The organism is Streptomyces sp. NPDC001231 (assembly GCF_042896885.1).
Lineage (GTDB): Bacteria > Actinomycetota > Actinomycetes > Streptomycetales > Streptomycetaceae > Streptomyces.
Map to the genome: position 1 here is coordinate 1 of NZ_JBIAXS010000035.1, position 21358 is coordinate 21358.

The following is a 21358-nucleotide window of genomic DNA, read 5'->3' on the forward strand; positions in this document are numbered from 1 at the left end:
GCTACGAACGCAAGGCAGAGCACTTCCTTGCCTTCACCAGCATCGCCTGCACCCTCATCTGCTACCGCCGACTCGCCAAATGAGATGACCTCTAAAAGCAGGGTCTCAACTCCGGCGTTGTGCAAGGCGCCCCCAGACCGCGCAGCGGGTGTTCTGACGGACCAGGGCACGGGGCGAGGCGTGCAGAGGAGCCAGGATCCGGTCTCCGGCCACGAGCGGTTCCGATTCGGACGGGCGCCATCGGGAAGAACGGATTCATCGCCTGCCGCACCGGAGCGCTCCGGTCGCAGGCGGACAGCTGGTCGTGTGGCAGGACCAGCGCGTACGCCGCTTCCTTGGAGGCCCGGTGACCGAGGACGAAATCGCAGTCCGGCATCGGGGGCTCCCCGGGACGCCGGGGGGCGTTCACCGTGAAGGACCGCCCGAAAGAACAGCCCGTCGGAATGGTCACCATCGAGCCGGACTCGGCCCGAGGCGGCACGGAGGTCTCGTACACGTTCCTACCGGATTGGTGGGGGCGGGGCCTGGGCCGAGAAGCTGTCGCTGCCGCGGTGGAATGGGCTCGCGATCTACCTGGCGGGAATCCAGTGGTGGCGGTGACGCAGAGCGCGAACACGGGCTCGCGGCGCCTACTGGAGGCGATTGGCATGGTTGCAGGCGCTGAGGTGGTCGAGTACGGCGAGCCGCAGACGGTATACCGCCTCCTCTCACAAGCGCACATGCGCCAGATGCAATAGCAGGTATGATGCCCTGCTTTCTCGGAGGACCTGATCGCCGCAGTTGTCCTGTGCCAGCGCACCTTGAGCGCGTGCCAACGAAGTCTGAGCGGCTCTGGTCGAGCGCCTGCGCACCGGCTCTCTCCGGTTGCCGTTGGCGTGTGCTCAGCGCTTTCTGGAAGAGCGGGTGGAACGGCCCGCTCTTCCAGGAGGAGCGGGTGGAACGGCCCGCTCTTCCAGGAGGAGCGCACCATGGCGCAAGTAAGTCGGCCAACGATCAGCGCTGAGCAGTTCAGCCGAGTGTGTGACGAGATCAGGAGCACGGCGGCGCCCGAGAAGGATGCTCAGTCCATCCGGGACTGTGCTCTGCGCATCGTGCAGACCCTGGGCCTGGCGCTATCCACGGATGACCTGAGCAGGCTCCTCACCGCACTCATGGCCCCTAGGGTGGCCACACCCCCAGGGAGCCCTCGGTACACCCGAGAGGCCATCCTGGACATGCCTGACGAACAGCCAGGAGAAAATGAAGGCCCGGTCAGGTAGACCGGGCCGTCGGCTTGATGCCGCTGCGAGCGCAGTACGCGGACGATCTACTAAAGCTCGGCCTGCTGGGCGAGGCCCAGCAGCTCTTCGACCCTGACCGTTACGCCTGCCCGGCCCGCCTGAAGCGTCTGCCCCCCGGCCGCCGCGGGCGGGCAGTGCAGTCACGACCCGACCGATGCTGACGGAGCACCCCAGGGGCCGCGGACGCCGGCAGCCAGGCCGAGGGCAACCGCGTGAATGTTGCGGCCGCGATCCGGTCGGCCAAGGCCCGTCTCAAAGAGATCACCAACTACATCGAGGACCTGGACGAGTCACTGGCCGCGCTCAAACTGCAGGCCGAAGAGGCGGCAATTCTTGAGGAGAAGGCTGCCCCGCGCTGGACGAAGGCAACTTCGCCCGCTGTATCGCCGTTCCTCCCCGCCCGCGACGACCTCCACCGTCGGCGGGAGCAGGCACTTCGCCTCATCGACCAGGCGGAAAGCACCGCAAAGCTCCAGGAGGGACTCGCCGAGCGCGCCGCCGCGGTGGAGCGGACTCGCGCGGCTCGATCCACGGCGACGCCGGCCACCCCACGCACAGCTCGGTAACACGCGGCTGTAGTCCGGTTCGGTCGGTGTGGGCGACCTTCGCGCACGCTGCCGTGGGGTTGTGCCGTTCATGCCTTTTCGGTGGGCCGAGGCCGGTCTCCGTTCACGCCGGGTGGCATCGTCGTCGACCTCTTGAGCGCGTCGAGGATCGCCATTCCCTGGCCGACGATCCCCGATGCCACCTCGCTGACCCCCGTCGCGCCGTTCAGGACGGTGAGGGTGGCGCCCGAGAGACCGCGTGCCGCAGCGTCTGCGAGGGCGGGCAGGTTTTCCACGACACGGTTGGCCGCGATCAGTTCCTGGTTGCCGTCCCTGAGAGAGGCGGCGCGGGCGTTGTTGGCGTCGGCCTGTGCCTGCGCGATGGTCCGCTCGGTGTAGGCGGCGCCGTCCGCTTCGAACTTGGCCTGATCGCGGTGGGCTTCGGCGAGGGTGCGCTGACGGTAGGCCTCCGCGTCGGCGGGGCGCCGCACCTCCGCTTCCAGCCGCTGCGCAGCTAGTTCTGCCTGGCGCCGGGCCAGGGCGGTCTGCTCCTCTGTGACCTCCTGGGTGGCCCTCGCCTGGGCGAGCGGGCCGGCTTGCGCGGCGCGGGCGTTGGACTGCTCGGTCTCGGCGAGGAAGCCCGCACGCTTGATGGCGGTGTCCCGTTCGTACTCGGCTTTCAGCGCTGCGGCCTGCTGTTCGCGTTCGGCGGCTTCCTGGTCGGCCTTGGCCTGCGCGATGCGTGCCTGACTGGCGACGGCGGCGGCGTGCGGGGCGGCCAGGTTGTCGATGTACCCGGAGACATCCTCGATCTCCTGTATCTGCAAGGCGTCGACGACGATGCCCAGCTTCTCCATCTCGGTGTGGCTCGCTTCCTTGACCTCCTGGGCGACGCGATCACGTTCGCGGATGATCTGTTCGACCGTCAGCCCGCCGATGATGGAGCGCAGGTGTCCGGCGAAGATCCGGCCCACGAGTTCCTCCATGGCGTTCTGTTCCGCCAGGAAACGGCGGGCGGCGTTGGCTATGGACGCGGGGTCGTCACCCACTTTGAACACCGCGACGGCTCGGGCCCTGAGGCGAATGCCCTGCTGGGTCACGCAGTCCTCGGTGATCTCGGCCTCGCGCAGCGCGAGGGACAGCAAGCGGGCCTTCTGTTTGACGGGGAAGACGAAGCTGCCGTGTCCGGTGACGATCCGGAATTGTGTGTCCTCCGCCCGGCGCTTCGACCCGGAAATGAGCATTGCCTGGTCGGGGGCGGGAACGTGCCAGAACAGCATGGAATTCTCCTGTCGGGGTCGTGATTCACCGGAAACGTGATTCACGGGTCGGGAAATTGCTCCACGACCACGGAGCGGGCCGAGGTGCGGTCCACGACAATGACGCGCTCGTGCTTGGGTATGGGATGCCGCGACCACGCGGCGAATGCCTCGGTCCCGCCGCGTACCGCCACGAGCACTTCCCCCGGGCCGTCCGGAGGGATGGACACGGTCACCCGGCCGATCGCCCCCACAGGGCTCTGGTCTTCGTCGTCTTCTCGGTCGGTCATCCGGTCCCTCCTGCGCCCCGGCCGCCCCTACGGCTTCGCGTTGCAGGTCAGGGCCCGCACCGCCCTCGTACTCCCAAGATGTCGTACGCGTCCTGTACGGCGGTCAGCGACCGTGGTTCACGGACCGGATCTCCCGCATGACGCCACTACACGCCGTCCGGTCGTCGCTTGTCTGTGTAGCGTGGCACCAAGGCCCAGATCAGGCGGTGGTACGGCCGTCTCGCATGCGCAGCGCCCGGTTGTTTCCACGGGATGCGGGCGTATGGAAAAGGTCGTTCATGGCGCAAACCTTCATCCGGGTGCTACGTGCGGGCACCCGGCCTCTCGTTCCCCGACGACAACGCCAACATGGCACTGACGTGCGGAATACCCTCGATGTTCCCAGCGTACTACCGGCGACCGGGGCCACCCTTGGGACGGCCGGCCCCTTTCGCCGGGGAAAACTGGCGGGTCGCTCCGAAAGGGACGGGCCATGGCTCTGTCCGGCACCGCCGGCCCAGAAGACGACACGCCACACGGCCCGCCCCTTTGAGCGCAGGTCGTGGAAGGCAGGGCTGCGGGCGCGGGAGTAGCACTCCAGCGCTGCGGCACGTGCCGCGGATTCACCTCGAGGGAGACAGTCGCACACGTCGGACCGGCATGTCATCGCCGCTCGGGTAGCACTGATCGACCACACTGCGCGGCGTGAAGGATACACACGGTAGTCGAGGCGGGGAGTCAACGGGGCCGCCCGGACCTGCCGCGCAACTGGCCGAACTGGACGAGGAACAGCTGCGCGTCCTGCGCCGGGTGGGCCGTGCCTGGGGCCGGGTGTCGGCGTCTCCCGAGACTTGGCGTCGCGCCCTGCCCGTCGACCCCGACCTGGGCGCGTTCCCCCCGGCGGCACAGCTCCGGCCGGCCCGGTTCGGGCGCCTGGTTCCCCTCTCGCCCTTGGGGGCGTCTTCGCCGGGCGAGCAGGTCGACACGGAGGAACCGCCCAGTGGTCGGCTGGGTCGTGCCGAGGAGTGGGCGCGGCGACTCGTCCTGGGGGTGCCGCTGAGGAGTTCCGCCCTGGTGTCCGAGCGGATGCGCAAGCTCGTGGCTCTGCCCGTGCTGTCGGCCGACGCGCTCTCCTCGGTCGCCTACGGTCCCGAGGCCATGCTCGCGGTCCTCGTGCTCGCGGGAACGGCCGGACTGGCGTACTCGTTCCCGGTCTCCGGCGCGATCGTGTTCCTCATGCTGGCGGTCGGGCTGTCGTACCGTCAGACCATCCGCGCCTACCCGCACGGCGGCGGCTCGTACATCGTGGCCGGCGACAACCTCGGACAGGTGGCCGGTCTGGTGGCTGCGGCGGGACTGATGACCGACTACGTCCTCACCGTCGCGGTGTCGATCGCCTCGGGCGTGGCGGCCATCACCTCGGCGATCCCGTCACTGGCCCCCGACACCGTGCCCATCGGCGTCGGGGTGATCGTGGTTCTCCTCGCCGGAAACCTGCGCGGCATCCGGCAGGCGGGCGCCCTCTTCGCCGCCCCCACCTACGCCTTCATCATCGCCATGTTCGCCCTCATCGTCTCGGGACTCGTCCACGCGGCAGGGCAGGACTTCCGGCCGCGCCCCACCCCGGCGGTCACGGTCACCGAGAGCGCGGGACTCTTCCTGATCATGCGGGCGTTCTCGTCCGGCGCCACGGCGATGACCGGTATCGAGGCCATCTCCAACGCGGTACCGGCGTTCAAGCCCGTGGAGTGGCGCCAGGCCCGTACGACGCTCACCTGGATGGTGGGACTGCTCATCGCCATGTTCGCCGGCATCGTCGTCCTGACCCATCTCGTCGGCGTGGTGCCCAGTACCCGGGAGACGGTGCTCTCCCAACTGGCCCACTTCGGCTTCGGCTCCGGGTGGATGTACGTCTTCGTCCAGGCCGCCACCGCGGCCGTCCTCCTCCTCGCCGCGAACACGGCGTACAACGACTTCCCCCGCGTCCTGTCCCTCCTGGCGCGCGACGACTACGCGCCCCGGGTCTTCATGCGGCTGGGCGACCGGCTGGCCTACAGCAACGGAATCACCCTGCTCTCGGTGGCCGCCACCCTGGTCTACGTGGCGTTCGACGGGCAGACGGCGGCCCTGATCCCGTTGTACGCGGTCGGTGTCTTCCTCGCCTTCACGCTTTCCCAGGCAGGCATGGTCGTGCACTGGTGGCGGCTGCGCGACCGGCACTGGCGCAAGAGCCTGCTCCTGAACGCCCTGGGCGGCCTCCTGTCGGCCGTCGTCTTCGTCACTGCGGGCATCAGCAAGTTCACGTCGGGTGCGTGGGTGGCGATCGTCGCCGTCGGACTGTTCCTGCTCGTGACGCTGCGGATCCGGCACCACTACGCCACCGTCCGGGCACGCCTGCGCCTGCGCCCGCACACCGTCGAACTGCCCGCGCACACCGCCGTGGGGCCGGGTACGGAGCCCGCCGTGCCGTACGCGGCCCCCGCCCCGCGACGGCACGCGGCGCGGCCGGAGACGAACGGGGAGAACGAGGAACTGCCCGGGGAGATCCGCCACCTCACCGTCGTCGCCCTCGCGACGCTCGACCTCGCGGGCATGCGGGCCCTCGCCTACGCGGCCTCTCTCCGCCAGCCCGTGCTCGCCCTCCACATCAGCCTCACCCCTCAGGAAGCCGAACGGGTACGCGCCTACTGGACGTTGTGGGGCGACCACCTCCCGCTGGAGATCGTGGTCTCCCCCTACCGGGCGACCGTGGCACCTCTCGTCCACTACATCGAGGCCCTGCACCGGCAGCACCCCGAACTCACCCTCACGGTGATCCTCCCCGAGATCATCACCCGGCACCGGCGCCACCAACTCCTCCACAGCCGCACCGCCCCACGCCTGCGCCGCGCCCTGCGATCCCTCCCCAAAATCGTCATCACCACCGTGCCCTTCCACGTATAGCGCTCCTGCACAGACCCGAAAATCCCTTACGTGTCTCAGCAGCCCGTCAAGAGGTGCCGGCTGTTACCAGTCCCCTCCAAGCCAACTGGCCGACTCGCCAACCAAGTTGGAAGAGGATCACGGACTGGGATTGGGAACCGTCACAACTTCGGACCGCTTCGCTGATCCGGCCTCGTGACCTCCGAAGCGGCCCTCGACCGCGGAGACCGGATCATGTGCTTCACCGACGGACTGGTCGAGGAGCACGAAGTCGACCGTACGGCGCAGGAGGTCCGGGCGGTGGTCCGCTCCCTTGCGACGCTCCTGCCGGTCGAGTGGCGCGGCACCGGTTGACCGGGGATTCGAGCCGGCCGTGCGCGTACGTCGGGCAGCGGCCGATGATGGGAGTACGACGGAACACGCGGAGCTGATCATGACGGGTTGGCGTGTCAGGGACTACTCCCAGGACGACCTCGAGGCGGTGGTCCGCGTCGATGCGCAGAGCGGCACGACCGAAGAGCCACCTCTCTTCCCGCTCGCGGACGCCGTGACGGCCCTCCAGGCCCTCCACCCGGCCGTGGTGGCCACGGCGGACGACGTGCTGATCGGCGCCGCGGTGTGCAGGGTGGAGGGCGACCGGGCTTGGATTCTGCGCATCTGCATGGCGCCCGGCTGGCGGCAGCGCGGGCTGGGCAGTGCCCTCATCACGGCCCTCGAGCAACGGCTCTTCGCCGACGGTGTCCGAGCGGTGCACGCCGTCCTGCCGGAGGGTGAGACGGGTGCCGCCGCTCTGCGCAACTGCGACTTCGCTGCCCGCTCCGGGCTGGTCTTCTTCGAAAAGCGCGGGCCGGTGACCCCGCGGTCGGCCGGCACGCTGTCCTCGCTCGGAGCGGAGCTGCCGCCCGGGGGACTTTGGCAGAAGGTCGCGGGCATGCAGCGGGAGAAGCAGCTCATCGAGCGGCGCCTGGTCCTGCCGCTGGCCCATCCCGGACTGGCCGCCCAGCACGGAGTGGAGCCGCCGCGAGCGGTGATGCTGTTCGGTCCGCCCGGGACCGGCAAAAGCACGTTCGCGCACGCGATCGCCAGCCGCCTGGCATGGCCCTTCCTCGAACTGTTCCCCGCACGTCTGGCCGCCGAGTACGGCCTGGCGACCGGGCTGAACCGGCGCTTCGACGAGATCGCCCGGCTTGAGCACGTCCTGGTCTTCATCGACGAGGTCGAGGAGGTCGCCGGCGAACGCGGCGGCGCGGACGCGACCGCGGTCGGCGTCGTGAACGAACTGCTCAAGGCGATCGTCCGGTTCCGACGTCAGGACGGGCGGCTGCTCGTCTGCGCCACGAACAACGTGACCACGCTCGACTCCGCGTTCCTGCGGCACGGCCGCTTCGACTACGTGCTGCCGATCGGCCCTCCCGACCACACCGCCAGGACGGCCTTGTGGGAAAGCTACCTGGCCCGAGCGGGCGCGGACGCCGACAGCGCGGCACTAGCGTCCGCCAGCGAGGGGTTCACCCCCGCCGACATCGCCCACGCGGCGCGCACCGTCTCCCAGGCCCAGTTCGAGCGCACCTTCGACACCGGAACCCGGACCGCTCCCACCACTGCCGACTACCTGGACACGATCCGCGACACCAAGCCCACGGTCAGCGCCGCCATGGCACACGAGTTCGCCCACCAGACGGAGAGGTTCGCCCGCATCTAGCGACCTGGCACGACGGGGGCGCTCCAACGCCCGGACCTCGAACAACCGGCCTCAGAACATAGGTGACACCCTCGTGCGTGTATGTGGCAACGAGGTGCCAGGTCGGCGGGCGCGGCGTGTCGCTGCCGGTGTCGATGAGGATCTGTTCGGGCCCGGCGACGCTGTCGGCCCGGAGGGCCCTGGCCATCCGGCGCGTGCCGCGTCGGGCGGCGTGTCCGGTGGGACCACCAGCAGGGAGAAGTGGTCGCGATCGCCTCGGGTGATGAGGACGGTGTTGTCACCGACCGGTAAGGAGTCGATACGCACGACTCGGTCGTCGACCAGCAGCCGGGTCGGCAGTCCCACCCAGACGCCGGCGTCCAGACCAAAACGGGTGACAAATCCGAGATGCTCGGCCAACACGGTGATCAGCGAAGGAAGGGAAGCTCGGAACCGATGTCCCGCGATCGCGGTCACCATGCGCCATTACGAAGAAAACGGCTCCGGCGTAGACCCGCCGGAGCCGCCCTTCCGGGCCATTGCACGTGAGCGTGCGCCGACCCGGTTCCACGTTACGCCGTAGGGACTGCTCTGACATAAGGAAATTTTCCCGAAGATTCACCTCAGTGCGGGAAACCGAAGCGGCGGCTCAGCCGCCCTCTTCCTCTTCTGTCTCCATCTGTCGGATTCCCTGGTGCGTCAGCGTGACCATCGCAGGCGTATTGCCCCTCGCCCAGTCGACGACGACCCAGCCTTCGCCCGCCAAATACGTACAGGCAGCAGCAAGATCCTGCTCAGGGATACCGAGGTCGTTGTGGAGCCTCGCCCCATCGACACCCAGGAGGCGATCGCCTTCGGTGGCCTGGTACAGAGCCCGCATGATCTTCTCGCGGTACGTCTTCCGCTCGCGCAGTGTCGCCATGACGTTCCGTCCTCATCCCCTACCTGCCGGTGTGCGCGGTGTGGCCTCGGCGGCAGCGGAGCAGCCCGAGCGCGAGGCGGCGTGTCGGTGGGTGTGACGCGTCGGCGTCACACCCACCGCCCCCAGTCGGGCCAAGGCCGATGTCATCCGCGTTCTCCGTCGTGTCGAGGCGTGTCGGCGGTCCCGTCTGCCGTCGGCCGGCGGTGCCTCCGGGTCCGGCAGCCGATCCCCGGCAGGGCATCGCTGTAGCGGAAAGCAGTGATCCGTGCGTTGTGCTGAGCGTTGAGCCGGTGGATCAGAGCGACTCCGACGGCGATCACGAGGAGCAACACAGCCACGGCGATGACGGTCATGGCACTCTCACCTCCCCCGGCCGGAGGAGGACGGACGCCCCGCCCCGCCCACGTGCCGGGCCAGGGGCGACGATGGCGCTGCCCCGCCATCGTTCTCCCACGTTTCTTCCCGGCTTCGGGCATCGACACGGTCTGCTTCTTCCCGGCCTCGGGCGTCGATACCGTCGCCGGTCGCGACCTCGTCCGCCATCAGCTCGCCGGCGGTACGAAGGCCGCCCACGGTAGCCGCGGCAGCCAGCAGCCGGGCGGCGGAAGCCGCACCGGTTTCCGGCGGAATCACCAACAGGTCCCAGCGGCCGACGGTGTAGGAAAGGAGGATCAGTTTGTGCGGATCCTGCTCGTCGGTGAACCATCCCACGCGCACGGTGTGCCCTGCGACGGGCACCTTGCGCGGGATGACGGGCCAGTGGGCCGGGTTCACCGTGACCCGCGTGATCCGGCCCCACAAGCTGTCCAGTGCGGCTGCCAGGGGCGGCAGCTCACGGGTGAGGTCACGGGAGCGGGGCCACCACGCGCCGTCCAGCCGGCCCGGAACCCGGCTTGCCGGTGTCAGGGACAGGCGGGCCGGCGGCGAGGGTGCGCGCTCACTCGATGTCGTACGGCCGATGGTCACAGTCATGGCGCGGACCTGCCTCCGGGCTCGTCTGCGACAGCCCGGCGTTATTGATCACCGGGAACGACACCCGCATGGGAATCCGTGTGCGAAGAACTCCCGGTCTTTTCACTCTACTCCGCTCCCTGGCTCAAGAATGTGCGCATGACCAGGTATTTTCTCGCCTTCGACGGTCGCGCCCGCCCCAGTGAACGGTGGCGGACCTCGCCGGAAGGCCGCCGATGCCTGTCAGTCGCGGGCGTCGGGCAGCGTCGACCAAGCGGGCCAGTACGCAGCGGACGCGGCATGGACTTCGCCTCGTGGTCGCCCAAGGCCACCGAGGTGTGGCAGGAGGGTCTGCGCATCCCGGCCGTCAAACTGGTCGACGGCGGTGAACTGCGTGAGGACGTAATCGAGATGATCCTCACGGCGTCGTTCCTTCCGGACGAGGTGGGCCTCGACATCCGGGCCTTCATCGCCACCCTGAACGTCGCGGCCGAGCGGCTCACCGAACTCTCCCGCCACTACGGCAAGTCCACCGTGCTCTCGGTGATGCACACGATGGTCGACGACGCCGAGGCTTTGGTGCGGGCCCCCCTGGGACTACGCGGCTCTGACCTGCAACTTTGCTCACAGCCTGGACCGGCTGGACGCTTCTGGACGGTCTCTACAACCTGTGCCAGGTGGGACCTTATGGCTCAGAGCGGGTGGCCACCGCTCTGCGGCCACGGCCTGCGGATTGCTGCCCTGCGCCAGCAGCCTGAGAGCTTCAGCTTGAAGGGCGGTGTTGGCCGGTGCCTTTCTCTGGCCGGGAGCTCGAGCGGTTGCCGCAGGGGCCGACCGCTGCATGCTGTCGGGCGGCCTCCCCGGGCAAGAGGTTCGCTTATCGGTGCCGACCATTCATCAAGGAAGGAGGCGAAGACCCGTCCAAGCCAAGCCGCAGTTCCTCGGCCCGCATCAATCAAGATCCGGACCACCCCCGGGCCAACGACTCCGACGAGCTGTCCATGGCTGCTATGTGCGCAGGTCAGCGATGCGTTGCCGCTGTACCACCAGCAGACCAAGAACCTGCTGGAGCCCCTCCACGCAGGAAACCGTCGGCATTCACTCAGCGTGCCTACAGCAACTTGTTGGATGGACTGGCTACCACCCATCGCACGATTGTGCGCATGGTGTGCTGAGCATGCGTCCAAGCACTCTCTACACCAAAAACATGCAGGTCACCGAGCACTCGCGGCTTCTATCTCCGCCCACGCCATGTGGTTCGACCGGCCGTTCCGTGCGGACGAGTGGTTCCTGTACGACCAGGAGTCTCCGATCGCGACGGGCGGCCGTGGTCTGGCCCGCGGGCGCATCTACGGCCTTCAGGGGCCTGCTCGTGTCGGTCGTCCAGGAAGGGCTTTTCCGCGCGGTGTAGGCGGACACCCTCTCCGCGGTGGTCCGTCGGGCGTTCCGACCAGTCCGGGGCCGGCGTGCGTGGCTCAGGTGGCTCTGCGCAAGAGCCTGCCCAGCAGGCCGCGTGACCGCCGGGGGTTCTCGGACTGCCGGAGTCGATCGCAGTGCCTGGGCGCGGGCGGACGCCGGTGCCGTACCGAGTGCGGGTGTGCGTCCAGCTGCCGGTGTGGGTCCTGGCCCGGGTGTGGGGCAGGGTGCCGCGAGGCCGGGCGGGGCGCGGGCCGGTGGGCTCGCGCCTCCCGCACCGCCCGTGCCAGGTCCGTGCGGAGCAGGTCGATCTCGTCGAGGTCCTGCGCCGTCGTGATCCGCTCGGTGAGGTGGGCGGCCGGCGAGCCGGGTGCGCCATGGACGGGTGGCGGCGGCCGGAAGCGGCTCAGATGGGAGCGCTCGTAGGGATCCGTGACGATCTCGGAGATCTGGACCGGGTCGAGCAGCGAGGCCACGCCGCCTGCCCGCTCCCATGGGTCCCCGGCCTGACGCAGCAGGAAGCCGAGGTTCCGTCCGCGCCAGTTGCGGGGGCGCAGGTCCAGGCCGGTGTCCAGTTGGCCCCGCAGTGCCTCCGGCAGGGGCCGGTTCAGTAGCGAGGCGTTCTTCGCGTCGACGGCGAACTCCCTTAGTTCGTCGGCCAGATACCGCCAGACCACGGCCCGGTACCGGTTGAGATGAAAGGTGACCGGAACCAGGAGGCCCAGTCTGGCAAGACGGGTGAACCGGGCGGCGGTCACCTCCATGATCGCCGAGCCCTCCCCGGTGCCCACGGTCGCCACCCGCTGCCGCAGCGCCTCCGGGAAGCCCTCCTGCCCGCGCAGCCGTTCGACCTCGGCGCGGTCGACATGCCGGCCGCCTCCTGCCTCAGCGGGACGGGTGCGGATGTGGCCGAGGTGCACTGCCAAGTCGAACTCGCTGCGTTTGAGTCCCAGTTCGCGGGCCGCCCGGCTCTGCGAGAAGGGCGCTCGGCCCCTGGTGGCGGCCGTCCGGGCGGTTGGCGTGACCTCGTGTGTGGCGGTGTTGCCGGACATACTCGTCTCCCCCGTGGAGTGTCGGGATCGCGCCGTTTGCGCTCACCTGCGAAAAACGGTAGCCGGTGACGGGAATCGGCGGCGCGAGCCTGTGGATAACTCCGCAAAGGATGACGAAGGACGCAGGTCAGAGGTCTGTCTACGATGTCCCTTCAGGCCGGCGGGCGTCCACGTCGAGGTGCTCGCCGACCCGGTTGACGAGAAGAGTCATCTCGTAGGCGATCTGCCCGATGTCGGCCTCCGCTCCGCTGAGGACGCACAAGCAGCTGCCCGCGCCTGCGGCCGTGACGAACAGCACCGCGTCGTCGAACTCGACCATCGTCTGGCGCACCCCGCCCGCGCCGAAATGGCGTCCCGAGCCCTTGGCCAGGCTGTGCAGACCGGACGAGACGGCGGCGAGATGTTCCGCGTCCTCGCGTCGCAGTCCCGTGCTCGTCCCCGTCACCAGCCCATCGGTGGACAGGACTAAGGCGTGGCGTACGTGTTCCACGCGTTGGGTCAGATCGTCGAGCAGCCAGCTCAGTGTCTGGTTCTGCGCCATGATGCGGTCTCCCCGTGTGATCTCTTCCCCCCTGACCGGAGGATCTGCCGCCAGCCTTCCCCACCGCCGCTGTCCCGGCAAGGAGGATGGGCGCATGGCAGACAAGATGACCGACGAGGAATGGCGGGCGTTCGTCTCGTACGGCACCCGCACCGGAAAGCTGTCGACCGTACGGGCCGACGGGAGCCCTCATGTCGCGCCGATCTGGTTCCTGCTCGACGGCGACGACGTGGTGTTCAACACCGGGAAGGAGACCGTGAAAGGGCGCAATCTGGCCCGGGACGACCGGGTGGCCCTGTGCGTGGACGACGAACGGCCGCCGTTCACGTTCGTGGTGCTGCAGGGCCGCGCCCGGCTGTCGGAGGACCTCGACGAGCTCCGGCAGTGGGCCACCCGCATCGGCGGCCGTTACATGGGCGAGGAACGCGGCGAGGAGTTCGGAGCACGCAACGGCGTACCGGGCGAACTCCTGGTCCGGGTCAGGATCGACAAGGTGTTGGCAGTGAAGGATGTCGCGGACTGACCCACCACCGGCGGGCTCCCGCCCGTCCGGCCGTACGCGGCCGGTTCCGTTCAGCCCGCGGAGTCGCGGAGCCGGGTGGTGCGCCAGCGATCTACCCGGCACACTCCACGCGCCGGACGAGCATCCGTTTCCCGGGCGCCCGTCGGCCCCGGTGAGGGATCATGCGGAACATGAGCGACGACCACACACACGTCCAGGAGTTCTTCACAGCCCGCGCCGCCGACTGGGACAGCCGGTTCCCGGACGACGGCCCCGCCTACGCGGCCGCGGTCGCCGAACTCGGGCTGCGCGAGGGCGACCGAGTCCTCGACGCGGGATGCGGCACCGGGCGCGCCCTGCCCCCACTGCGCGCCGCAGTGGGGGCGTCGGGCATCGTCGTGGGCGCCGATCTGACGTGGGCCATGCTGGAAGCCGCCGTACGGGCCGGGCGGGAGCGGGAAGGACTGCTACTGCTCGCCGATGTCGGCGTGCTGCCGCTCAAGTCAGGGTCCTTCGATGCCGTGTTCGCCGCGGGCCTCATCGCGCACCTGCCTCATCCCGCGGAGAACCTGCGGGAGTTGCGGCGCGTCGTACGTCCCGGTGGCACCCTGGCGCTGTTCCATCCGATCGGCCGTGCGGCGCTCGCCGCGCGCCAGGGTCGGCAGATCACGTCGGACGACCTGCGCGCGGAACCCAACCTCCGGCCCCTGCTCTCCCGTTCGGGATGGCGCATGACCTCCTACGTCGACGAGGACGCCCGCTTCCTGGCGTTGGCCGTACGCGAGGACTGACCCCCGTCCCACCGTACGGGCCCCACAGTGGAGAACCGCAGGTCCGGCTGCGCACGGGAGTCGTGACAACGGCCTTCCACTCGCACTAGGGTGCGCGCCGTTGGACGAACCGATGGGGAGGCTGAGATGGCCGGGACGGACGAGGAGGTCGCCGCCGCGGACGACGCTCTCTATGTGCTCACGGCGGTACTGCTGACGCCCGCACAGTTTCCGAGCGTTCTGGGCGACGACTACCCGGAGGCCTGCGCCGCGCTCGGCCTCGCACCGCTCGCCGACGGGTACGGTCTGGTGCTCGGTCAGGACGGCGACGGGGCGCGGTGGACGGTCGTCGTCGACGACGTGTCGCTGGTCGCCGTGGCCATCGCGTCCTGGGACTGCGGCATGGAGTACGACCTGTCGCCCGACGAGCGCAGTGTCGTTGCCGCCCTGCCGGGCTGGCCCCTGGCCCTCGCCGTGGCGGCTCCGGGCGTGCCCGCGCCGCACGACCCGGACCCGGAGTCCTCCGGCGGGCCCGCGCTGTCCCCGCCCGACACCAGCGTCTGGGGGCCGGCCCAGCGCCGTCTGGGCGCCGACGAGATCGCGCTGCAGTGGGCGGTGTGGCGTGAGCAGATCGACGACACGGAGTTCCTCGATCCCGCAGACCGGGCCGGGACCCAGGCCGGGAACGACGTCGATCCGTCGAGCGCGTCGACCGACGGGAGCGGCGAACCGCAGGAGGGGACGGGTGGCGAGGCTTCCCCGAGTCACAGCGGCGTCCGCCGCGTTCTGGCGGAGGCACACGCGTACGTGGACGCGCCGCCGCCGCTGGGCCGGGTCCGGTCGTCCTTCGCGCCCGGCGACGCGCGCACTCTGCGGGCCGACGGACCCGGCTGGTCGATGGTGGCCCGCACCGACGACATCGCCTTCGTGCTCCTCGACGACGAGCCCGGTGAAGTCCTGCCCGTCGGCCGGGGGCCGGAGCTTCCGGGTCTGCTGGAAGCCCTCGACAGGCTGGCGGTACGCCCCCTCTGAGATCCGGTGCCAAGAGAGCGCATCCTCTCGGCACATGTCTTGCTACTCCATTACGAGCCCCGGCTCCATGTGGTGCCGACCCATGGATGATGGGGTGGCCGGTCCGCACGATGGGGCAGCCCCGGGCGCTTCATACGCCCGTGCTGTACCCGCCGTCCCGTCGTGCCATTGGAGGCCGTCATGCGTCTGTCCCAAGGATTTCCGCTCGTCTCCGCCGCTCTGATGGCGGCGGCCGTCCTGTCGCCCGCTCCCGCCTCGGCTGCCGCCGGTGCCGGCACCGGCGGCCATTGTGCGCACCAGGAGCGCGTACGGGTGCCGGGCGCGGCCTTCCAACAGACCGCGTGTCTGCCCGATCTCACCACCACCGGGCTGGCCGGTACCCCGTACACCGATCCGAACGACCAGGCGGGGCTCACGGCCCGGGCGACGCGCACACCGTCCGGGGTGCCCGGGACGCAGATCGACGGCTACTTCCCGGACTCCTCCCACTTCAACACCACGCACGGCTGGGACCACGACGCCCAGTTCGTGATCAGGCTGCCGGACCGCTGGAACGGCGGCCTCGTGGTCACCGGGGCGCCCGGTACACGCAAGCAGTACGCGACGGACAAGGCGATCTCGGACCAGGTACTGGCGCAGGGCTTCGCCTATGCCGCGACCGACAAGGGGAACAGCGGAGCCGACTTCTACCGCGACGGCAGCCGTCCGGGCGACGCGGTCGCCGAGTGGAACGCACGCACCACCCAGCTCACGCGGGCGGCCGGGCGCGCGGTCGCCCAGCGCTACGGCCACGCGCCACGCCGTACGTACATGACGGGCATCTCCAACGGCGGCTACCTCACGCGCTGGCAGCTCGAGCACCACCCGGAGCTGTACGACGGCGGCGTGGACTGGGAAGGGGCGCTGTGGACGGCCGACGGCCCGAACCTGCTCACCTCACTGCCGACGGCCGTCGCCCGGACCCTGGGCTCGGCAAGCGACGCGGACCTGTACGCGGTGGGCTTCGCGCGGGGCTCGGAGTTCCTGTGGCCGTACCACGGGCAGGCGTACTGGGGCGTGACGCAGAAGACCTACCGAGCCGCGTTCGACCCGGCCTACGACCCTGCCTGTCCCGGGCCGTCCGCCGGGACCACACCGGCGCAGATCCTGGCGCCCTGCGCCTCGGACGCGGTGTACGACTACGCGGCCCGTCCCGCCTCCGTGCACCGCGCCGTGGCCCGCGTGGCCCTGACCGGACGGATCGGCAAACCCCTCATCACACTGCACGGCGATCTGGACGCGCTACTGCCCCGTGCGGCGGACTCGGACGAGTACGCGCGCATGGTCGACGCGAGCGGACAGGGCGGGCTGCACCGGTACTACACCATCCAGGACGGCACGCACGTCGACGGACTGTACGACACCCATCCCGACCGGTTGCGGCCGATCCTGCCCTGCTACCGGTCGGCGTTCGACGCGCTGGTGGCGTGGGTGGAGCGCGGTGTCCGGCCGCCCGCGGACCGGACCGTCGGCAGGCCCGCGAGCGGTGATGTGGTCGACTCCTGCGCGCTGGGCGGGAACGCGCGAGGGCGGTAGCGCTTCAGCGGCCGAGCTCCTTGCGGGTGACGCGGCGAAGCCGGCGTCGCTGCGAGGGGTCCAGGGCGAGGTACGCGGCGGCCGGGACTCCGAGCACTATCAGGACGGCGGCCCACCAGGGCAGCCAGATCAGCAGGATGAGTCCGACCGCCACTCCTCCTGCGGCGATCTTCGCGTTCTTCGACATCTGTCGCCTCCTTCGCGGCCACTGCCGCTCTCTGTCGTGAGAACGGGCCCACGCTCCCGGCGGTTCCGGACCGCGACCCTGAGTCGTCCCTGAGGCGCACCCCTACTGGTGGCGCGGGGCCCGCTCTCCTCGGCCCCGCGCGTCACCTCGGTCCCACTGCACCCTGGGACCTCCCGTTCTTGCGGTGGCCCACGCCACCGCACCGATCATTCCCGGTGGGCCGCCACTGTGCTGTACCCTCGGCGACCCGACTTCAAGTAGTCAAATTTGAGGAATCAGCTTGGCTGTGCAGAGAACTCCCGCGGCATCACCGTCCGAGACCTCCGAACTGGCCCGCTGCTGTGCGGTGTTCGTGCCCTCGGACCCCGCCCGCGCGGGCCGGGTCGCCTTCTGGCACCCCGACGGCCGTACTCCGCCGACCGTGGTCCCGGCGCCCGTCGAAGAGCTGACGGTCGTCCTTCCCCGCAGCGGTGGTGTGGAGGCAGTGACCAGGCCGGCCGTCCTGCTTCCCGTGCGTGCGGCCCTGCCGGTCCTCACGCACGCGCGTGTCACCGAGCACGGGCACCGCGCCACCGTGTTCTGGGGCGCTGCGTCCGTCCTGGGCCTGCACCTCGTGGCACGGGGTCTGCTGCTGCCCGGCCTGTCCGCCGGCGACCACGACGCCTGGCGCGCGGCACCGCTGCGCGGCCGGGACGCCGAGCACGTCCGGGCGCTGGCCGCCTCGATGCCACCCGAGGCGCATGCCTTCCCGCTCGACGGCACCGAGCAGCTGCGGCTGCCCGACCCCGAGCATCTGCTGCGGGGCTTCCTGGACGCGGTGGCCGACACACTGCCGCGCTCCCCTGCCGCACCCCTCCTCGCGGGCGGCCCTGCCTACGCCGCCAGGGAACCGCGGCGCGTGCCGGAGCTGCGGGCGTGGACCGCCGATGTCGCCGCGGGCCACGACGCGGGCACGAGGATCTCGCTGCGCGTCGAGGTGCTTGGGCTCGAGTCCGCCGAGCGGCACGGCGCCGAGCCGCGGTTCCGCGCGGTGCTTCAGGTGCACGACGTCGGCGATCCCGCGCGGGTCGCCGACGCCGCCGAGGTGTGGGCCGGATCGGGCCGCACGGGCGAGGCGTTCGGCCCCGGGGTGCGCACGGACGTCCTGCTCGCTTTGCGCCGCGCGGCCCGTTCGTGGCCGGCGCTGACGCCGCTGTTGTCGGCATCCGTGCCGGACGCCGTCGAACTCGGCTCCGAGGAGGTCGCCGAACTCCTCGGCGAGGGCGCCCGGATCCTGGCCGCCGCAGGGGTGGACGTGCACTGGCCCACGCAGACGGCCCGCGGACTGGTCTCCGGTCTCACGGTCGGACCCGTGGACGATGACGGCGGCACCGGCAGCACCGGCAGCACACTGCCGGATCCCGGAACGGCCCTGTCCGCGGACGCCCTACTCGCCTTCGACTGGTGGTTCGCACTGGGCGGCCAACGGCTCACACGCGAGGAGCTGGACCGCCTGGCAGAGGCCAACCGGCCCCTCGTACGGCTGCGCGACCGGTGGATCCTCGTCGACCCCGCCGAACTGCGCCGCGCCCGGGACCGACAGGACCGGAAGATCAGCCCCGTGGAGGCGCTGGGCGCCGCCCTGACCGGCTCCGCGGAGGTCGACGGCCGCCAGGTCGAGGTCCGCCCCACGGGATGGCTGGCGACCCTGCGGGACCGGCTGGCGGACCCGGAGGCCGGCGAACCGGTCTCTCAGCCCGCCGCGCTCGCCGCCCGCCTGCGCGACTACCAGCTGCGGGGGCTCGACTGGCTGGTCCGGATGACGTCCCTGGGACTGGGCTGCTGCCTGGCCGACGACATGGGGCTCGGCAAGACGATCACGCTGATCGCGCTGCATCTGCACCGCCAGAGCGAGCCGGCGTCCGCCGGACCGACCCTCGTGGTGTGCCCGGCGTCTTTGATGGGCAACTGGCAGCGGGAGATCGAGAAGTTCGCGCCCGGCACGCCGGTACGACGCTTCCACGGCTCCCGGCGCGATCTGGAGGCGCTGGGCGGCGGCGAGTTCGTCCTCACCACGTACGGCACCATGCGCCTGGACGCGCCGCGCCTGGCCGAGGTGGCGTGGGGCATGGTCGTGGCGGACGAGGCCCAGCACGTGAAGAACCCCTACTCGGCGACGGCCCGGCGCTTGCGCTCCATCGGCGCACGCGCGCGCGTGGCTCTCACCGGCACCCCCGTGGAGAACAACCTGTCCGAGCTGTGGGCGATCCTCGACTGGGCAACGCCCGGACTGCTGGGCCGGCTCGGCACCTTCCGCACCCGCTACGCTGCGGCCATCGAGAGCGGCCGGGACCCGGCTGCCGCCGAGCGGCTCGCCCGGCTCGTCGGCCCGTTCCTGCTGCGGCGCCGCAAGTCCGACCCTGGGATCGTGCCCGAACTGCCGCCGAAGACCGAGACCGACCGTGCGGTGTCGCTCACCGTGGAACAGACGGGCCTGTACGAGGCGCTGGTGCGCGAGACACTCGCGGCGATCTCCGGCGCCGACGACATGGCGCGCCGCGGGCTGGTCGTGAAGCTGCTGACCGGTCTGAAGCAGATCTGCAACCATCCGGCGCAGTTCCTCAAGGAGGACCGGCCGAGGATCGCCGGCCGGTCCGGGAAACTGGAGCTGCTGGACGAACTGCTCGGCACCATCCTCTCCGAGGGGGCGAGCGTCCTGGTGTTCACCCAGTACGTGCGGATGGCGCGCCTGATCGAGCGGCACCTGGCCGCACGCGGTGTGCGGTCGCAGTTCCTGCACGGCGGCACACCCGTCGCCGAGCGGGAGGCCATGGTCAGGCGCTTCCAGGCCGGCGAAGTACCCGTGTTCCTGCTCTCGTTGAAGGCGGCGGGCACCGGACTCAACCTCACGCGCGCGGAGCACGTCGTGCACTACGACCGCTGGTGGAACCCCGCCGTCGAGGCACAGGCCACCGACCGGGCGTACCGCATCGGGCAGAACCGGCCCGTGCAGGTGCACCGGCTCATCGCCGAGGGAACGGTCGAGGACCGTATCGCCGAACTGCTGCACCGCAAGCGGAACCTGGCCGACGCGGTGCTGGGGACCGGCGAGAGGGCGCTCACAGAGCTGACGGACGCGGAGCTCGCCGACCTGGTGGAGCTGCGAGGAGGATCGCGATGACGGAGCACCATGCCGACCAGGAGCGCACTTTCGCCGCGCTGCCGCCCGCGCGGGGGCGGGGTTTCGCCCGCACGTGGTGGGGCCAGGCCTGGCTGAAGGCACTCGAGGACACGGCCCTGGACGGCGAGCAGGTGAAGACCGGCCGCAGGCTCGCCCGCGCGGGCGCGGTCGGCGCGGTCTCGGTGCGCCCGGGCCGCATCACGGCCGTGGTGCACGACCGCGATCGTACGGCGCACCGCGCGGACGTCCTGCTGGAGGAACTGTCCGACGGCGAGTGGGACCGGTTCCTGGATGTCGTCGTCGAACGGTCCGGGCACCTGGCGGCGCTGCTCGACCGCGACCTGCCGCCGTCTCTCGCCGAGGACGCCGCGGCCGCGGGGATCGAACTGCTGCCCGGGATCGGGGACCTGGAACCCGAGTGCGACTGCGGCGCCTGGGACCACTGCGGGCACACCGCGGCGCTGTGCCACGTGGTGGCGCGGCTGCTGGACCAGGATCCGTTCGTGCTGTTGCTGATGCGCGGCCGCGCTGAGCGAGTCCTGTCCGCCGAGCTCCAAGACCGTGACACCGCGGACGACGACGGGCCGTCGGCGCCGGACGGCGTGGACGCCGCGGAGGCGTACGCGGCGGGGTGCGCGCTGCCCGCCCTGCCACCCCTGCCGGAGCTGCCCGCGGAGCCGGGCCTGCCGCCCGCCCTGGACACCGAAACCCCGCCGGCGCCGGGGGTCGATCCCTCCGCGCTGGAGATCCTGGCCGCGCGGACGGCGGTGGCGGCGCGCCAGTGGCTCGGCGAGACGCTGAACGCCGGGACGGCGGCGCACTCGCCGGTCCCGGAGCCGACCGTCGCCCAGGACGCCGTACGCCTGGCTGCGGGCGCCGCCGACAGCGCCCTGCTGGACCGGCTGGCCGAGGGCTCGGGCCGCAGCAGGGATGAGCTGACACGGGCCGTGTTCGCCTTTCGGCTGGGAGGCGCTTCGGGCCTGTCCGTGCTGGAGGAGGAGTGGGAGCCGGACGGCGACGACCACGCACGCGCGTGCGCCGCTGTGGAGTCGGCGTGGGAGGAGGACGAGAGGCCGTCGCTGCGGGCCGAGAACAACCGCTGGACCGTCGACGGGGAGGACCGCCAGCTCCGCCTGGGACGGGACGGCCGCTGGTGGCCCTACCGGAGGAGGCAGGGCCACTGGGTGCCCGCCGGGTCACCCGCCCAGGACCCGGCGACGGCGCTGGCCGTGACGGCCCGTGGCGCGGGCGGGGAGGAGTAGCCGGGAAAGGTGATCTGCGTACGGCAGCCCGG

At 70.7% G+C, this 21358-nt stretch carries 19 protein-coding genes and 3 pseudogenes; 13 read left to right on the forward strand and 9 right to left on the reverse strand.

Going from position 1 to position 21358, the window contains the following annotated elements:
• The first annotated feature begins 410 nt into the window (after positions 1-410).
• Both ACFY3J_RS32635 and ACFY3J_RS32640 read left to right on the forward strand, forming a co-directional pair.
• Positions 411-737 (forward strand): GNAT family N-acetyltransferase, encoded by a 327-nt coding sequence (locus tag ACFY3J_RS32635; protein WP_384180895.1) that lies wholly within the window; start codon positions 411-413, stop codon positions 735-737.
• A 755-nt stretch (positions 738-1492) separates the two neighbouring features.
• Positions 1493-1846, forward strand: coding sequence for a hypothetical protein (locus tag ACFY3J_RS32640; protein ID WP_390842333.1), 354 nt, complete (start codon positions 1493-1495; stop codon positions 1844-1846).
• A 68-nt stretch (positions 1847-1914) separates the two neighbouring features.
• Here ACFY3J_RS32640 and ACFY3J_RS32645 read toward each other — a convergent pair whose 3' ends face one another.
• Positions 1915-3105 carry an SPFH domain-containing protein gene (locus ACFY3J_RS32645; protein ID WP_384180901.1) on the reverse strand — a complete coding sequence of 397 codons (1191 nt, stop codon included), beginning with the start codon at positions 3103-3105 and terminating at the stop codon, positions 1915-1917.
• Positions 3106-3146: 41 nt separating this feature from the next.
• Positions 3147-3374, reverse strand: coding sequence for a hypothetical protein (locus tag ACFY3J_RS32650; RefSeq protein ID WP_100567418.1), 228 nt, complete (start codon positions 3372-3374; stop codon positions 3147-3149).
• Positions 3375-4058: 684 nt separating this feature from the next.
• Here ACFY3J_RS32650 and ACFY3J_RS32655 point away from each other — a divergent pair.
• From ACFY3J_RS32655 to ACFY3J_RS32665, 3 genes and pseudogenes are all read left to right on the forward strand, one after another.
• A complete protein-coding gene (locus ACFY3J_RS32655; protein ID WP_390842334.1) occupies positions 4059-6296 on the forward strand; it encodes an APC family permease in 2238 nt (745 codons plus the stop codon).
• 180 nt (positions 6297-6476) lie between these two features.
• Positions 6477-6629 (forward strand): annotated as a pseudogene (locus ACFY3J_RS32660) (serine/threonine-protein phosphatase); the annotation flags it as partial.
• A 79-nt stretch (positions 6630-6708) separates the two neighbouring features.
• Positions 6709-7977 (forward strand): ATP-binding protein, encoded by a 1269-nt coding sequence (locus ACFY3J_RS32665; protein WP_390842335.1) that lies wholly within the window; start codon positions 6709-6711, stop codon positions 7975-7977.
• Between the two features lie 51 nt (positions 7978-8028).
• On the opposite strand, the gene ACFY3J_RS32670 is transcribed toward ACFY3J_RS32665, so the two are convergent.
• The 4 genes from ACFY3J_RS32670 to ACFY3J_RS32685 all read right to left on the reverse strand — a co-directional run bounded on the left by ACFY3J_RS32670 (position 8029) and on the right by ACFY3J_RS32685 (position 9850).
• On the reverse strand, positions 8029-8436 hold the full coding sequence (locus tag ACFY3J_RS32670) for a DUF5994 family protein (protein WP_384183812.1): 408 nt from the start codon (positions 8434-8436) through the stop codon (positions 8029-8031).
• A 169-nt stretch (positions 8437-8605) separates the two neighbouring features.
• Complete coding sequence (locus ACFY3J_RS32675; RefSeq protein ID WP_384183809.1) at positions 8606-8878, reverse strand: hypothetical protein; 273 nt, start codon at positions 8876-8878, stop codon at positions 8606-8608.
• Between the two features lie 143 nt (positions 8879-9021).
• Positions 9022-9231, reverse strand: a complete 210-nt coding sequence (locus ACFY3J_RS32680; RefSeq protein WP_390842336.1) for a hypothetical protein — start codon at positions 9229-9231, stop codon at positions 9022-9024.
• A gap of 7 nt (positions 9232-9238) precedes the next feature.
• Complete coding sequence (locus ACFY3J_RS32685; protein WP_390842337.1) at positions 9239-9850, reverse strand: DUF5994 family protein; 612 nt, start codon at positions 9848-9850, stop codon at positions 9239-9241.
• 279 nt (positions 9851-10129) lie between these two features.
• On the opposite strand from ACFY3J_RS32685, the pseudogene ACFY3J_RS32690 reads away from it, so the two are divergent.
• A pseudogene (locus ACFY3J_RS32690) lies at positions 10130-10363 on the forward strand (hydantoinase B/oxoprolinase family protein); the annotation flags it as partial.
• A 708-nt stretch (positions 10364-11071) separates the two neighbouring features.
• A pseudogene (locus ACFY3J_RS32695) lies at positions 11072-11240 on the forward strand (acyl-CoA thioesterase); the annotation flags it as partial.
• Positions 11241-11304: 64 nt separating this feature from the next.
• On the opposite strand, the gene ACFY3J_RS32700 reads toward ACFY3J_RS32695, so the two are convergent.
• Positions 11305-12297: a DUF6397 family protein gene (locus ACFY3J_RS32700; protein WP_390842338.1), complete on the reverse strand. Its 993-nt coding sequence runs from the start codon at positions 12295-12297 to the stop codon at positions 11305-11307.
• Positions 12298-12436: 139 nt separating this feature from the next.
• The gene (locus ACFY3J_RS32705; RefSeq protein WP_384183797.1) at positions 12437-12838 is read right to left on the reverse strand and encodes a roadblock/LC7 domain-containing protein; all 402 of its coding nucleotides are present in this window, start codon (positions 12836-12838) and stop codon (positions 12437-12439) included.
• 94 nt (positions 12839-12932) lie between these two features.
• On the opposite strand from ACFY3J_RS32705, the gene ACFY3J_RS32710 reads away from it, so the two are divergent.
• The 4 genes from ACFY3J_RS32710 to ACFY3J_RS32725 all read left to right on the forward strand — a co-directional run bounded on the left by ACFY3J_RS32710 (position 12933) and on the right by ACFY3J_RS32725 (position 16717).
• Positions 12933-13361 (forward strand): PPOX class F420-dependent oxidoreductase, encoded by a 429-nt coding sequence (locus tag ACFY3J_RS32710; protein WP_365429205.1) that lies wholly within the window; start codon positions 12933-12935, stop codon positions 13359-13361.
• A gap of 170 nt (positions 13362-13531) precedes the next feature.
• Positions 13532-14131, forward strand: coding sequence for a methyltransferase domain-containing protein (locus ACFY3J_RS32715; RefSeq protein WP_384183794.1), 600 nt, complete (start codon positions 13532-13534; stop codon positions 14129-14131).
• A gap of 126 nt (positions 14132-14257) precedes the next feature.
• Positions 14258-15142 (forward strand): hypothetical protein, encoded by an 885-nt coding sequence (locus tag ACFY3J_RS32720; RefSeq protein ID WP_384183792.1) that lies wholly within the window; start codon positions 14258-14260, stop codon positions 15140-15142.
• A 180-nt stretch (positions 15143-15322) separates the two neighbouring features.
• The gene (locus ACFY3J_RS32725) at positions 15323-16717 is read left to right on the forward strand and encodes a tannase/feruloyl esterase family alpha/beta hydrolase (protein WP_384183789.1); all 1395 of its coding nucleotides are present in this window, start codon (positions 15323-15325) and stop codon (positions 16715-16717) included.
• Between the two features lie 4 nt (positions 16718-16721).
• Here the strand turns inward: ACFY3J_RS32725 and ACFY3J_RS32730 are convergent, their stop codons facing one another.
• Positions 16722-16904: a hypothetical protein gene (locus ACFY3J_RS32730; RefSeq protein ID WP_141363527.1), complete on the reverse strand. Its 183-nt coding sequence runs from the start codon at positions 16902-16904 to the stop codon at positions 16722-16724.
• A 286-nt stretch (positions 16905-17190) separates the two neighbouring features.
• Here ACFY3J_RS32730 and ACFY3J_RS32735 point away from each other — a divergent pair, with 286 nt between their 5' ends.
• Both ACFY3J_RS32735 and ACFY3J_RS32740 read left to right on the forward strand, forming a co-directional pair.
• Complete coding sequence (locus ACFY3J_RS32735) at positions 17191-20064, forward strand: DEAD/DEAH box helicase (RefSeq protein WP_390842364.1); 2874 nt, start codon at positions 17191-17193, stop codon at positions 20062-20064.
• Positions 20061-21326, forward strand: a complete 1266-nt coding sequence (locus tag ACFY3J_RS32740) for an SWF or SNF family helicase (RefSeq protein WP_384183786.1) — start codon at positions 20061-20063, stop codon at positions 21324-21326. Before ACFY3J_RS32735 ends, ACFY3J_RS32740 begins: the two co-directional genes overlap by 4 nt.
• Positions 21327-21358 lie beyond the last annotated feature (32 nt).